Genomic DNA, 14034 nt, shown 5'->3' with positions numbered 1-14034 from the left:
CGGCGCATCTTCTATCGGCCGTCCGCGTCTAGTGGTCGGCGGGCGCGGACGAGATTTCGTCCAGGGTCGCGCCGACGACCTTCGCGCCATAGTCCTGGGCCACGTCGCCCAGAGACAGAATGCCGGACAGACGGCCGGCGTCGTTCAGCACCACCAGGCGGCGCACGCTCTGGCTGGCCATCTTGGCGGTGGCGTCGGCGAGGTTGTCGTCCTCGCGGCAGCTCTGGATATCGGAACTCATCACCTCGGACACCGGGCCCTCAAGGTCGCCGCCCTTGGCGACGAGACGCACGACGATGTCGCGGTCGGTGATCAGGCCCGCGACCTTGCCTTCCTCGACGACCGGCACGGCGCCGCTGTCGATCTCGGCCATCATGCGCGCGATCTCGCGGATCGGGGTGTTCGGTTTGGCGGTGACGACTTGAGCCGTCATGACTTCGCTGACTTTCACGGCGGTTCTCCTTGTTGGAGCCCTAGAAGCGTCCGCCTGCCATGAAACGTTCCGTCCAGCTTGCCTGCGCCCATCCGCCACGCGGCCCTGAAGCCCAGCTTCCCGTGGCGCCGCGCACGCTGTCATCAAACCATCACATAACTCACATAGAAGCGTCGCTGACCGACACTAAACGCCGCTGTCGAAGCAACGAACCAGCGTCGAAGCGGCAGGAGACGGCGATGAACCGACATTTCTTGGCCGCGCCCTCGGCCCAGCCGATCGCCGCTGTCGCTTGCAACTGATCCTCCCCCGGAAGACCCTCGGTCGCGAACGTCAACGGCGTTCGCGACCACCCCTTTGGAAGGCCTGATGACCTTGACCGCAGACGCCTCAACGGGCCTGAAGCCGCCCCGCGCCGCACGGCCGAAGGGCGCGAGCTTCGACCCCATCTTCCAGGCCCTGTGCTTCGGCGCGGCGACCGCCCTGCTGGCCGCCCTCGGCGGCGTGATCGTCACCCTGGCGATCGGCGGCTGGCCCGCCTTCCAGAACATGGGCCTGAGCTTCCTCACCTCTTCCGAGTGGAACCCGGTGACCGACGTCTATGGCGCGGCGGGTCCGCTGGTCGGGACGATCATCACAGCCGCCCTGGCGCTGATGATCTCGCTGCCCATCGCCTTCGGCGTCGCCATTTTCCTGGTGGAGCTGTGCCCCACCGTCCTGCGCCGCCCGATCGGCACGGCGGTCGAGCTGCTCGCCGGCATCCCGTCCATCGTCTACGGCATGTGGGGCCTGTTCGTGTTCGCCCCGTTCTTCTCCAAGCACGTCCAGGTGCCGCTGATGACCGCGGCCGCGCCCGGTTCGATCTGGGAAAAGCTGGTGGCCGGCATTCCGAACGGCACCGGCATCCTGGCCGCCGCCATCATCCTGGCGATCATGATCCTGCCGTTCATGGCCGCCATGCTGCGCGAGCTGCTGCTGACCGTGCCGCCGCAGGTGCGCGAAAGCGCCTATGGCCTGGGCGCCACGCGGCTCGAGGTCGTCTCCTCGGTGACCCTGCCCTACGTCCGCCGCGGCGCCATCGGCGCGGTGATGCTGGGCCTGGGCCGCGCCCTGGGCGAGACCATGGCGGTGACCTTCATCATCGGCAATTCGCACGGCTTCCCCAAGTCGATCTTCGACAGCGGATCGACCATCGCCTCGACCATCGCCAACGAGTTCACCGAGGCCACCAGCCTGGCGCACACCTCGTCGCTGCTGGCGCTGGGCCTCATGCTGTTCGTCATCACCTTCGCGGTCCTGGGCATGGCCCGGCTGCTGATCGGCCAGAGCAAGCACTGATGAAATCCGCCCGCGCCGCCCAACGCCAGATCGCCAACGGCCTGTTCTCCGCAGGCTGCTATCTGGTCACCTTCATCGCCCTCGCCTTCCTGGCGGCCATCCTGTGGTCGCTGCTGAGCCAGGGCCTCGGCGGCCTCGACATGGCCGTCTTCACCAAGGACACCCCGGCCCCCGGGTCGGAGGGCGGCCTTCGCAACGCCATCCTCGGCTCGCTGATGATGTGCGCCCTGGGCATGGCCGGCGCCTTGGTCATCGGCGTCCTGGCCGGCACCTGGCTGGCCGAGTACGCCGGCGACAGCAAGTACGGCGCGGTCGTCCGCTTCTTGAACGACGTGCTGCTGTCGGCGCCGTCGATCCTGATCGGCCTGTTCATCTACGGCATCCTCGTCTCGCCGTTCGGCGGCTTCTCCGGCTATGCCGGCGCGGCGGCCCTGGCCCTGCTGGCGGCGCCGGTCATCACCCGCGCCACCGAAGACGTGCTGCTGCTGCAGCCCGGCGCGCTGCGGGAGTCGGCGGTCGCCCTGGGCACGCCCCTGTGGCGCACCATCCTGTCGGTGCTGTGGCGCTCGGCCGGCGGCGGCATCCTGACCGGCGCGCTGCTGGCCTTCGCCCGCATCACGGGCGAGACCGCCCCGCTTCTGTTCACCGCCCTGAACAACCAGTTCTTCAGCCTCGACATGGGCAAGCCGACGGCCAGCTTGCCGGCCGTCATCTACCAGTACGCGCTCAGCGCCTATGACGACTGGCGCCGCCTCGCCTGGGCCGGCGCCCTGCTCATCGCCATCACCGTACTGGCCGTCACCATCATCGCGCGCTTCGTCGCCAGGGAGCCCCGCCGCTCATGAACGCCCCCCTCTCCACCTCGCACGACGGCGCGCCCGAAACCGCCATCACGCCGGTTCCAGCCGATCAGGTGAAGGTCGATATCCAGGACCTGAACTTCTACTACGGCACCAAGCACGCCCTGCACGGGGTCAGCGTCGGCTTCGCGCGCAACGCGGTGACCGCCCTGATCGGCCCGTCGGGCTGCGGCAAGTCCACCCTGCTGCGCACGCTGAACCGCATGTACGCGCTGTATCCAGGCCAGAAGGCCAGCGGGAAGATCCTGCTGGACGGCGAGGACATCCTGGGCTCGGCCCTGGACCTGCCGACCCTGCGCTCGCGCGTCGGCATGGTGTTCCAGAAGCCGACCCCGTTCCCGATGTCGATCTACGACAACGTCGCCTTCGGCATGCGCCTGTACGAGAAGCTGTCCAAGGCCGAGACCGACGCCCGCGTCGAGGAGGCCCTGCGCCGCGCCGCCCTGTGGGACGAGGTGAAGGACAAGCTCAAGGAATCGGGCCTGGGCCTGTCGGGCGGTCAGCAGCAACGCCTGTGCGTCGCCCGCGCCATCGCCATCAAGCCCGAAGTGCTGCTGCTGGACGAGCCGGCCTCGGCGCTGGACCCGATCTCTACGGCGCGCCTGGAAGAGACCATCGCCCTGCTGAAGACCGACTACACGATCGTCATCGTGACCCATAACCTGGGCCAGGCGGCGCGCTGCTCGGACTACACGGGCCTGATGTACCTGGGGAACCTCGTCGAGTTCGGCCCGACCGAGCAGATGTTCACCAATCCCGTCACCCAGCGGGCCCGTGACTACGTCACCGGCCGCTTCGGCTAACCCTCAGGAAGACCCGACATGGAACATACCGTCACGGCCTTCGAGAACGAGCTTACCGAACTGACCGAAGGCGTCATCGCCCTCGGCGTGCTGGCCCAGTCGCAACTGGACGACGCACTTTCGGCGATCTTCCAGGGCGACACCAAGCTGGCCGAACGCACTATCAAACGTGATCCGGCCCTGGACACCCTGGCCATCGACATCGAGCGCAAGTCGGTCCGCATGATCGCCCTGCGCCAGCCCATGGCCGACGATCTGCGCCGCCCGATCGCGGCCATGAAGATCGCGATGAACCTGGAGCGTTGCGGGGACCTGGCCAAGAACGTGGCCAAGCGCACCCTGAAGATCGGTCCCGCCAACGCCTCGTCGTTCGCCGGCCCGGTGGAGCGCATGGGCCGCCTGGTCGCCGCCCGCCTGGGCGCCGTGCTCAACGCCTATGGCGCGCGCAATGTCAGCCAGGCCGTGGACGTCTGGACCCAGGACGCCGAGATCGACGAGCATTACGAGCAGCTGTTCGCCAGCCTGCTGGCCCGCATGGCCGAGGATCCGGACTCCATCGCCGCCTGCACGCACCTGCTGTTCATCGCCAAGAACCTCGAGCGCATCGGCGACCACGCCACCAACATCGCCGAACTGATCCACTACGAGATCACTGGCGTGGAGCTCGTCGAGGACCGTCCGAAGTTCGACGGCTAGGCCCCATGGCTTAGTGCAGCTTTCTCTAGCGCGTACGCACTGTGGACGCGCCGGCCTCACGCCGGCCGTCGCTCTCCATCTGGCGAATGCAGACGCGGAGCAATATGGCTCGGGCGGTCGTCACGCCCGGCGCCTTGAGCTCCTCAATCGCCCCGGCTAGCGGTCGCCCATAATGGCGGCCGCCAAGACGCCATATCTCGGCCTTTACGTCGGCTTCGGATACGGCCAAGCCACGCCACCAGGATGTAAAACTCACGAGCGGGCGGCCGGAGCGGAGGGCTGCCAAGTCGAGCTCGACGGCGCCGCAGGACTTGGCGGGGCTTTTTTGGGCTTGCGCACCTCGCGATTGGATCTCTTTTGACCTTTGGCCATGTCGCACCTTTGTCGAGTTAAGACCGCCATCGAACAGTTGCTCGATAGCTGACTGGATAGAGGAAAATGTCTCTCGGCCGTGGCCGGAGCGCGCCGTCAGGACGCAGCGCCTTGTGATTACTGCCCGCCGCTCAGAGGGTTAGGCGTCTGGACAAGCGTGCGTGCGTGCACGCGCTCAACGATCTGACGCAGGCGTTGAACTTCCGCCGACAGCGCGGTCACATCGTCCTGAAGCTGAGCGTTCCTCTGCCGCAAATAGGCGTTCTCGCGGGCAGAATCCTCAAGAGGCGTGTTCATGACCGCACCGTCTTGCCGACGATAACCGCCACACCCGCACACAATCGCCGCGAGCCGCCGACTGCAAGCTCCGTCACCACCAAAAGTGGGTGCATCATGATCTCTGGACAGGGCGCCGCATCGAAGGCGATCGACCGCTTGAGTGGCGGCACGCATTCGATGGCGCATTCCTCATATGGGTGCGCGGCGTCCAAATGCGACCGCTCGGCGTCATTAAGCTGAGAGCAGCGACAAGATGCTTCCTCCCGCAGCCTGGCCACCCGCAGTCCGTCGAGACTTTCTGGCATGGGGAGCGTTGAACAAGACCTACACCGGCTCTACCGGGCCTCCAGCTTCCAATGATGGCGATGGCGCATCCCGACCGGGCGCCGCCGTTGAGACTGCCTTGCGAGGGGGAAGGACGGGCGATGCACCACACGCCGCTTATCGCCATGATCGCCGCCGGATTTGCAGCGGCGCTCGTGCTTGGAATGTTGGCTAGCCGCATGCGGCTATCGCCGATTGTGGGATATCTGGCCGCGGGCGTTCTGGTCGGGCCCTACACGCCGGGCTTCGTCGGCGACGCGGCGGTCGCCGCCGAGCTGGCCGAAATCGGCGTCATCTTGCTGATGTTCGGCGTAGGCCTCCACTTCTCCTACCGCGACCTTGCTGCGGTTCGCAAAATCGCCATCCCCGGGGCGCTTACCCAGATTGTTGTCGCTACGCTGCTGGGGATGGGGCTGGCCGCGTGGCTAGGCTGGCCGCCTGCCGGCGGTCTGATATTCGGTCTAGCTCTTTCAGTCGCCAGCACAGTGGTTCTTCTGCGCGCCCTGACTGAGCGTCAGTTGCTCGACACCCGGGCGGGACACATCGCGGTCGGATGGTTGATTGTCGAAGACATCGCCATGATTTTCGCGCTCGTTCTGCTGCCGATTCTCGGTGAAGCGCTTTCAGGCGGCGGTGGCGGTGGAGCGACCGGCTTGGCGTTGTCGCTTGGCGTCACCCTTGGCAAGCTCGTCGCGTTCGCCGCCTTGATGATCATAGTGGGTCGCCGCTTGATCCCCTGGTTGCTGCAACGTGTGGTCAGCACAGGTTCGAGCGAACTCTTCACCTTGGCGATCTTGGCTGCCGGCATCGGGGTCGCCTATGGCGCCTCAGCGCTCTTTGGGGTCTCCTTTGCGCTTGGCGCCTTCTTCGCTGGCATGATCCTCAAGGAATCAGAACTTAGCCATCGCGCAGCTGCTGACACGCTGCCCCTACGCGACGCGTTCGCCGTGTTGTTCTTTGTGTCCGTAGGCATGCTGTTGGATCCCAGCGTGCTCGTACGCGAGCCCTTGGCGGTGCTGGCGACAACGATGATCATCGTCATCGGCAAGTCCGTCGCCGCCTATGCGATCGCCAAGGCCTTTGGCAAACCTTCAGAGACCGCGCTTTTGATCTCAGCCAGCTTGGCGCAGATCGGCGAGTTCTCTTTCATCCTCGTGACGCTCGGCCTGAGCTTGAAGCTGCTGCCGCAAGCCGGCAGCGATCTGGTTCTCGCCGGCGCAGTGATCTCGATCGTGCTCAATCCCTTGGCCTTCTTACTCGGTGATCGGGCGCGCGCGCGGCGCGCAAAAAGCCTGGCGCAGGAAGTCGAAGATGCTTTGGACTATCAGCCCTACCGAACCGCTGCATCCGACCATGTCATCGTCGTCGGCTATGGTCGGGTGGGAAAACTGGTGACCGCGCAAATGCGTCGTCTCGATCAAGCCTGCGTGGTGATCGAGCAAGATCTCGCACGCGCTGAAAGCCTGCGCGCGAGCGGCTTTGACACCGTGCTTGGCAACGCCACTCGCTCATCGGTGCTCAGCGCCGCGGCCATCGCCCTCGCCCGACGGCTCGTGGTCGCCGTTCCCAACAGCCTTGAGGCGGGACAGATCATCACTCGGGCCAAAAGCTTGAACGCGACCCTATGGGTAGTGGCGCGAGGCGAGTCGGAGGCCGAAGCACGACATCTTCGCCAAAGCGGAGCAGATCGCGTCATCGTTGGCGAGCAGGAGATCGCGCGGATCATGAGCCAAGACGCTCCGGCAGTCGGCTAAGCGGCGTCCGCCGCCCAAAGATGCTGGGCGGCGTAGGCGCGCCAGGGGCGCCACGCCTCGGCGCGCGCCAGCAGCTCCTTCGGAGTCGGCCGCACCCCGGCCTCGTCCGCCAGGGCCCGCATAAGACCGATGTCGGCGGCGGGGAAGGCGTCCGGCTCGCGCATCTGTCGCATGGCGATGTACTGCGCCGTCCATTCCCCGATCCCTGACAGTCCTTTCAGCTGACCGACCGCCTCCTCCAGGCTGCGACGGGCGCTGAAGATGTGCGGATCGGCCGACACCGCCGCGGCCAGGGAAGACAGGGCCGCGCCGCGCGAGCGGGGCATGCCCAGCGCCGCGATGTCCGCCGCCGCCAGCCGTTCCGCCGTGGGGAAGACGTGGGTCAGGGCGGGGAAGTCCGGATCGGGGCGCTTCAGAGGCTGGCCATGGGCGGCGACCATCTTGCCGGCTAGATTGATGGCGGCGACCACGGTGATCTGCTGGCCGAGCACGGCGCGCACCGCCAGTTCCAGCCCATCCCAGGCGCCCGGCGTGCGCAGACCCGGCCGGGCCGCGATCAGCGGGGCCAGGACCGGATCGGCCGACAGGTGCCGCCCCACGGCGTCCGGATCCACGGCCAGGTCGAACACCCGCCGCAGCCGGGCGATGATCGCCGGCAGGGACGACAGCTTGGGGAAGCGGATGATGGCCTTCATGGCGTTCCCCTCCCCCGGCTCCACCGACACCAGGCCCTGCGCCCCATCCAGATCGATGGTGCGGATGTAGCGATCCGCCTCGACCACCTCGACGCCCGGGATCGCCCGCACGCGCAGGAAGTCGAGCATGGCCTTCCAGTCATAGGGCGGGCGATAGCGCAGCAGGATCGTCACCTCGCCCAGGGGGCCGCAAGACACCTCTTCGCGCGCGCGCCGCAAGGCGCTGGGCGGACGGCCGAACAGTTGCTGGAACGTCTCGTTGAAGCGCCGGACGCTGCCGAAGCCGGAAGCGAGGGCGACCTCGCTCATGGGCAGGCGGGTCTCGTGGATCAGTTGTTTGGCCAGCAGCACGCGCCGCGTCTGCGCCACCGCTACGGGCGAGGCGCCGAGATGGCTCTTGAACAGGCGGCGCAATTGCCGCTCGCCCATGCCCAGGCGGCCAGCCAGGGTCTCCACGTCGGCATTGTCCAGCGCCCCGGCCTCGATCAGGCCCAGAGCCCGCGACACCGTGCTGGATGAGCCGCGCCAAGCGCCCAGGTCCGGCGCCGTCTCCGGCCGGCAGCGCAGGCAGGGGCGAAAGCCCGCCTCCTGGGCTGCGGCGGCGGAGGGATAGAAGATCATGTTCTCGCGCTTGGGCGTACGCGCCGGACAGATCGGGCGGCAGTAGATGCCGGTGGTCTTCACCCCGCCGAAGATGCGTCCGTCGAAGCGGGCGTCGCGGGTGGAGACAGCGCGGTAGCAGGCGTCTTGATCGAGGTCCATGATTGAAGCCTGCTCTTCGCGGCCCGCCCTGTCTGGCGGCTTTCGGACATGTCTGTACGCCCGCGCATCGCGTCCGAAAACCGCCAGCGCGAAGACGGCGGCTGCGCCATCATGATCGCATGACCACCCCGACCTTCTACCGCGAAACCCTGGACACCCCTGCCGGGGCGCTGATCCTGCTGACCGACGACCACGATCGCCTGCGCGTCCTGGATTGGATCGAGTACGAGGCGCGGATGCATCGGCTGTTGAAGTCTCAGTACCGCAAGCCGGCGGTGATCGAGCCCCGGCAGGGGCCGCCGTCCGCCGCGGCCCGCGCCCTGGCCGCCTACTTCGCCGGGGACCTGTCGGCCATCGACGGCCTGGCGACCGAGACCGGCGGCACCGAGTTTCAGCGCGCGGTGTGGAAGGCGTTGCGCGACATTCCCGCCGGCCAGACCGTCACCTACGGCGCCCTCGCCGCCGCCATCGGCCGGCCCAAGGCTGTCCGCGCCGTCGGCGCCGCCAATGGGGCCAATCCGGTCGGGGTGGTGGTCCCCTGCCATCGGGTGATCGGGTCCGACGCTTCGCTCACCGGCTATGGCGGCGGGCTGGAGCGCAAGCGTTGGCTTCTGGCCCACGAGGGCGCGCCGCACCGCTGAGGCTCGCGCGCGATTGTCGTGCGCCTCCGCGTGTGGGATGAACCGCGTGAGGGTGGGGATCGGTGCATTCCAGTGAAGCAGATCAAGAGCGGCGCGTCGGGGCGTTCTAGTTCCGTCAGACGCAAGCGCCGCGTGGCGTTCCTCTACATCGCCCAGTGGCACCAAATCCTGCACAGCATCACCATCGCGGTGGAGCTGGCGCGCGGCTGGCCGGACATTGAGGTCCACGCGCTGGCGGTGACGCCCCGTCACCTCACCTATCTGCGTGAGGTGATCGCCAAGCTGGGCGGCGCGCCGATCAAGCTGAAGCTGCTGGGCCCCGCGCCGCTGCGCAACCTGCGCCGGCGGGGCGCCTCGACACCGCCCAAGGCGCTGATGCTGGCGGCGAACCTGCGCGTTCTCGGCCGCTACGACGCCCTCGTCACGCCGGAGCGGACCACCGCCTTGGTGCGGCGGCTGGGCCTGACCAAGCCTGCGCTGATCTACACCCAGCACGGCGCCGGCGACCGGGGCGGCCCGTTCGAGCCGCGCCTGGGGGTCTTTGACCTGGTCATGGCGTCGGGCCCCAAGTACCGCGCCCGCATGGTCGACACTGGGCTGGTCGCCCCGGAGTGCTGCGCCGTGGTCGGCTATCCGAAGTTCGATCTGATCGACGCCATCTCGCCGGCCCAGACGCGGCTGTTCGACAACGGCAAGCCGACGGTGGTCTACAACCCCCACTTCGACCCAAAGCTCAGTTCATGGCCGGCCTGGGGAATGCAGGTGCTGGAGCAGTTCGCCGCCCAGGACCGCTACAATCTTGTCTTCGCCCCCCACATCCGCCTGTTCGACGGCGCCAACATTCAGGACCGGGCGAGACTGGCGAAGTTCAAGGACCATCCCAATATCCGCATCGACTTGGGCGGGCCGGCGACCATCGACATGACCTACACCACCCTGGCGGACGCCTATCTGGGCGACGTCAGCAGCCAGATCTACGAGTTCCTGCGCGAGCCCCGGCCGGCGGCGTTCCTCAACGCCCACGGCGCGGCCTGGCGCGAGAACCAGGACTATCGCCACTGGGCGTTCGGGCCGGTGGCTGAAACCGTCGATGACGTCCTGCCCGCCCTGGACCGCGCCTTCGCGGAACGGGCGAAATACGAGGTCGAGCAGCAGGCCGGCCTCGCCGAGACCTTTGACCTGCGACCAGAACCCTCATCCCTGCGCGCGGCCCAAGCCGTTGCGAAATGCCTCGAGAAGGCGCAAACGCGGCCATCATGACCAAGGAAAACACCCCAGCCGCTCTCGAGCGTATCCGCGACGCCGCCTTGCGCTACGACCTCGGGCGCATGGATATGAAGCGCCTGACCACCGTCTATTTCACCTATCCGGCGGTGATCGTGTACCTCGTGCTGTCCGCGGCGGCGATCTGGGGCGCCGTGGCGACCAGCGCCGGCGTGCAGCCCTGGCGCCTGCTGGCGGCCTTCGCTGTGGCGCAGCTTCTGTACCCCATCGTCTGGTACGGCCTGCACCGCTGGATCCTGCACGGCCGTTGGCTGTACCGCATGAAGTGGTCGGCCACCCTGTGGAAGCGCATCCACTATGATCACCACCAGCAGCCCAACCGCATGGACGTGCTGTTTGGCTCGCTGACCAACACCCTGCCGACCATCTCGCTGGCCACGGTGCCGGTGGGCTATCTGATCGGCGGCTGGAGCGCGGCGTTCACGGCCCTGGCCACGGGCCTGCTAATGACCTGCGTGTACGAGTTCTGCCACTGCATTCAGCACCTGAACTACATCCCGAAGAACAAGTGGCTGGCCCGCATCAAGATGCTGCACATGGCGCACCACTTCCATAACGAGAATGGCAACTACGGGATCATCACCTACTGGCCCGACGCCCTGCTCGGCACGCTGTACGGCGCCAAGGAGCGTCCCCGCAGCCCGACCGTGTTCAACCTGGGCTACGACGGCGAGGAAGCCGAGCGTTACCCCTGGGTCGCCGAGCTCTCGGGCGACACGCCCCGACGCTAACGTCTCGTGCAGATCCCGACGACAGGCCTGCTGCGCCGCGTCCTGACCAATACGGGGGTTCTCCTCGGCGGCCGGGTCGTAAACGCAGTGATCAGCCTCGCCTACATGGCGGTGGCCGCCCGCGCGCTCGGCGCGTCGGGTCTGGGCGTGCTCGTCCTGATCAACGCCTTCGCCCAACTGGTGGGCGATGCGGTGAAGTTCCAATCCTGGCAGACGGTGCTGAACTACGGCGCCGCGCCCTTCGCCGAAAACCGCAAGACTGACTTCCAGCGCGTGGTGCGCTTCACGGTGTTCCTGGACATCGTCAGCGGCCTGGTCGGCGTGCTGATCGGCGTCGCCGGCGCCATCGTGTTCGACGAAGAGCTGGGCTGGACCGTCGGCCAGGCGCCGGCGGCGGCGCTCTACGCCCTGTCGATCATCGCCATGGCCCCGGCCACGCCCCTGGGCCTGCTGCGCCTGTTCAACCGCTTCGACCTGATGTCGGCGCAGTTCGCCATCCAGTCGGCCGTGCGCCTGATCGGCGGTCTGATCGCCTGGTGGATGAACGCCCCGCTGGAAGCGTTCCTGCTGGTCTGGGCGGCGGGCACGATGGCTCAGTTCGCCTATCTCGCCGTCGTCTCGGTGCGGGAAATGGCCCAGCGCGGGCTGCTGGCCGACTGGTCCTGGAAGGGACCGCTGACCGAGGGCATGCCGGGGGTCTGGCGCTTCGCCTGGGCCACCAATTTCAGCGCCACGGTCGATGTGATGTTCACCCACGTGGTCACGCTGGTGGTCGGCGCGGTCATGGGGCCCGCCCCCGCCGCCCTGTGGCGCGTGGGCCGGCAGGTGGCCGACGCCCTGGCCAAGCCGGCCAAGCTGATGATCCCGGCTCTCTATCCCGAACTGGCCCGCCTGCGCGCCGCCAAGGGCGAGGCGGCCATGACCAAGCTGGCCATCCAGGTGGGCCTGCTGGGCGGCGGCGTCGCCACCCTGCTGCTGGTGGTCACCATCTTCGCCGGCGGGCCGATCCTGACCCTGGTCATGGGTCCCGCCTTCGCCGACGCCGAGGAGGTCATGGTCTGGCAGGTCGCCGCCGCCGTGGTCGCCATCTGGGCCCTGCCGCTGGAGCCGATGCTGGTCTCCCTGGGCCAGGCCGGGGCCGCCCTGCGGGTCCGTCTGGCGGTCTGCGTTCTTTACCTGGGCGTGCTGGTGCCCGTGGTTCGCACCTGGGGTCCGAACGGCGCCGGGGCGGCTCTTGTCGGCGCGGGCATACTTATGGGCCTGGGCATGCTATGGGCGCTGCGGCGCGGCCAACGCCTCAATCCTGGAACCACCTCCTCTGATACCGCTGTCACAAGCGAGCGAAACCCCGACTGATGATCACGCCCACCGCCCCCGACCGCGCGCTTCGCCTCGCCGACTTCGCCACGCTGACCGAGGCGCTCGATTACGCCGCCACCGGCCAGACCGGCATGAACCTGTATTCGCTGCGCGGCGAACTGGTTGAAGCCCTGCCCTATTCGACCCTGCGCACGGACGCCCAGGCCCTGGCCCAGCGCCTGTTGGCCAGCGGCCTGAAGGCCGGCGACCGCGTGGGCCTGGTCGCGGAGACCGACGGCGACTTCGTGCGCGGCTTCTTCGCCTGTCAGTACGCCGGCGTGATCCCGGCCCCGCTGCCGCTGCCCGCCGCCCTGGGGGGCCGCGCGCCTTACATCGCCCAGATCGCCCGCCTGCTGCAGTCGGCCGACGCCGCCGCCGTGTTCGGCCCCGAAGCGATGCAGGAGTGGATCAAGGAAGCCGCCGACCAGGCGGGCGTGAAGGTCGCCGGCCTGATCCGCGACCTGCCGCAAGGCTCGGCCGAACTGCCGGCCATCACGCCGGACGGCCCCTGCTATCTGCAGTTCTCGTCGGGCAGCACGCGCTTCCCGACCGGGGTGCTGGTCACCCACCGCGCCATGATGGCCAACGCCGTGGCCATCACCCGCGACGGGCTGAAGGTGAAGCCGCAAGACCGCGCCGTCTCATGGCTGCCGCTCTATCACGACATGGGCATGGTCGGTTTCCTGCTCAGCCCCATGGCCAGCCAGATGTCGGTGGACCTGCTGCCGACCGGTGCGTTCGTCCGCCGCCCCCTGCTGTGGCTGGACCTGATCAGCAAGAACGGCGGCACCATCGCCTACAGCCCCAGCTTCGGCTTCGAGCTGTGCGCCCGCCGCGGCGAGAGCGCCGCCATCGACCATATCGACCTGTCAAAGTGGCGCGTGGCCGGAATCGGCGGCGACATGATCCGCATGAAGCCGCTGCAGGCCTTCGCCGACACCTTCGCCAAGATCGGCTTCGATAAGAAGGCCTACTTCGCCAGCTACGGCATGGCCGAGGCGACCCTGGCGTTGAGCATGGCGCCCCTGGACGGCGGCCTGGTCGCCGAGACCCTGGACCTGCACAAGCTGGAGCATGACGGCGTCGCCGTTCCCGGCACGTCGGACGCTCCGGCCCGCGCCTTCGCCCGCTGCGGCCCGCCGCTGCCGCACCACGAACTGGAAGTGCGCGACATCAACGGCGCGATCCTGCCGGAACGCCGCGTCGGCCGCATCTACGCGCGCGGCCCCAGCCTGATGAAGGGCTACTTCCGCCAGCCGGAAATCACCGCCGAAGTGCTGGCCGAGGACGGCTGGTTGGACACCGGCGACCTTGGCTATTTCGTCGAGGGCGAGATCGTCATCACCGGCCGCGCCAAGGACCTGATCATCCTCAACGGCCGCAACATCTGGCCGCAGGACCTAGAATGGACCGCCGAGGCCGAGATCACCACCCTGCGCAGCGGCGATGTGGCCGCCTTCTCGGTGGCCGGCGAAGGTGAAGAGGCCATCGTCGTCCTCGCCCAGTGCCGCAGCTCGGACGCCGAGGTGCGCAACGCCCTGGTGGAAGAGATCGCCAACGTCCTGCGCGTGCGTCACAGCATCGAGGCGAAGGTGCAACTCGTCGGCTCCCACGCCCTGCCGCAGACCTCGTCGGGCAAGCTGAGCCGGTCCAAGGCCAAGGCCAGCTACATCGCCGGAGCCTTCACGCCGGAAGCCGCCTGA

Annotated in this window: 13 protein-coding genes; 10 read left to right on the top strand and 3 right to left on the bottom strand. The window is 67.8% G+C overall.

The annotated features are described in order from the left end of the window. Positions 1-28: 28 nt before the first annotated feature. Positions 29-451, bottom strand: a complete 423-nt coding sequence (locus ABOZ73_RS13780; RefSeq protein ID WP_369058703.1) for a CBS domain-containing protein — start codon at positions 449-451, stop codon at positions 29-31. A 351-nt stretch (positions 452-802) separates the two neighbouring features. Between ABOZ73_RS13780 and pstC the strand changes: the two genes are divergently transcribed. Genes pstC through phoU form a run of 4 tightly spaced genes read left to right on the top strand, consistent with a single transcriptional unit; the run spans position 803 to position 4130 of the window. Next, positions 803-1771 (top strand): phosphate ABC transporter permease subunit PstC, encoded by a 969-nt coding sequence (gene pstC, locus ABOZ73_RS13775; protein WP_369058702.1) that lies wholly within the window; start codon positions 803-805, stop codon positions 1769-1771. After that, positions 1771-2616 (top strand): phosphate ABC transporter permease PstA, encoded by an 846-nt coding sequence (pstA, locus tag ABOZ73_RS13770; protein WP_369058701.1) that lies wholly within the window; start codon positions 1771-1773, stop codon positions 2614-2616. Before pstC ends, pstA begins: the two co-directional genes overlap by 1 nt. Then, the gene (gene pstB / locus ABOZ73_RS13765) at positions 2613-3434 is read left to right on the top strand and encodes a phosphate ABC transporter ATP-binding protein PstB (protein WP_369058700.1); all 822 of its coding nucleotides are present in this window, start codon (positions 2613-2615) and stop codon (positions 3432-3434) included. The genes pstA and pstB overlap by 4 nt, the downstream gene beginning before the upstream one ends. An 18-nt stretch (positions 3435-3452) precedes the next feature. Next, on the top strand, positions 3453-4130 hold the full coding sequence (gene phoU, locus ABOZ73_RS13760) for a phosphate signaling complex protein PhoU (protein WP_369058699.1): 678 nt from the start codon (positions 3453-3455) through the stop codon (positions 4128-4130). Positions 4131-4619: 489 nt separating this feature from the next. On the opposite strand, the gene ABOZ73_RS13755 is transcribed toward phoU, so the two are convergent. Further along, entirely contained in the window at positions 4620-4799 is a 180-nt protein-coding gene (locus ABOZ73_RS13755) for a hypothetical protein (RefSeq protein ID WP_369058697.1), read from the bottom strand. A 407-nt stretch (positions 4800-5206) separates the two neighbouring features. On the opposite strand from ABOZ73_RS13755, the gene ybaL reads away from it, so the two are divergent. Continuing rightward, a complete protein-coding gene (ybaL, locus tag ABOZ73_RS13750) occupies positions 5207-6859 on the top strand; it encodes a YbaL family putative K(+) efflux transporter (RefSeq protein ID WP_369058696.1) in 1653 nt (550 codons plus the stop codon). Here the strand turns inward: ybaL and ABOZ73_RS13745 are convergent. Further along, positions 6856-8316, bottom strand: coding sequence for an AlkA N-terminal domain-containing protein (locus tag ABOZ73_RS13745; protein ID WP_369058695.1), 1461 nt, complete (start codon positions 8314-8316; stop codon positions 6856-6858). The two genes, ybaL and ABOZ73_RS13745, sit on opposite strands and share 4 nt — an antisense overlap. Positions 8317-8435: 119 nt before the next feature. On the opposite strand from ABOZ73_RS13745, the gene ogt reads away from it, so the two are divergent. The 5 genes from ogt to ABOZ73_RS13720 all read left to right on the top strand — a co-directional run bounded on the left by ogt (position 8436) and on the right by ABOZ73_RS13720 (position 14034). After that, positions 8436-8957 carry a methylated-DNA--[protein]-cysteine S-methyltransferase gene (gene ogt / locus ABOZ73_RS13740; RefSeq protein WP_369058693.1) on the top strand — a complete coding sequence of 174 codons (522 nt, stop codon included), beginning with the start codon at positions 8436-8438 and terminating at the stop codon, positions 8955-8957. 132 nt (positions 8958-9089) lie between these two features. Then, a complete protein-coding gene (locus ABOZ73_RS13735) occupies positions 9090-10217 on the top strand; it encodes a glycerophosphotransferase (RefSeq protein ID WP_369058692.1) in 1128 nt (375 codons plus the stop codon). Continuing rightward, positions 10214-10972 (top strand): sterol desaturase family protein, encoded by a 759-nt coding sequence (locus ABOZ73_RS13730; RefSeq protein ID WP_369058691.1) that lies wholly within the window; start codon positions 10214-10216, stop codon positions 10970-10972. The genes ABOZ73_RS13735 and ABOZ73_RS13730 overlap by 4 nt, the downstream gene beginning before the upstream one ends. A 6-nt stretch (positions 10973-10978) precedes the next feature. Further along, complete coding sequence (locus ABOZ73_RS13725) at positions 10979-12328, top strand: lipopolysaccharide biosynthesis protein (RefSeq protein WP_369058690.1); 1350 nt, start codon at positions 10979-10981, stop codon at positions 12326-12328. Next, on the top strand, positions 12328-14034 hold the full coding sequence (locus ABOZ73_RS13720) for a fatty acyl-AMP ligase (RefSeq protein ID WP_369058689.1): 1707 nt from the start codon (positions 12328-12330) through the stop codon (positions 14032-14034). The genes ABOZ73_RS13725 and ABOZ73_RS13720 overlap by 1 nt, the downstream gene beginning before the upstream one ends.

Source organism: Caulobacter sp. 73W (genome assembly GCF_041021955.1).
Taxonomy (GTDB): domain Bacteria; phylum Pseudomonadota; class Alphaproteobacteria; order Caulobacterales; family Caulobacteraceae; genus Caulobacter.
Note: the sequence above shows the minus strand (reverse complement) of the source record. Positions and strands in the feature narration are given on the sequence as shown.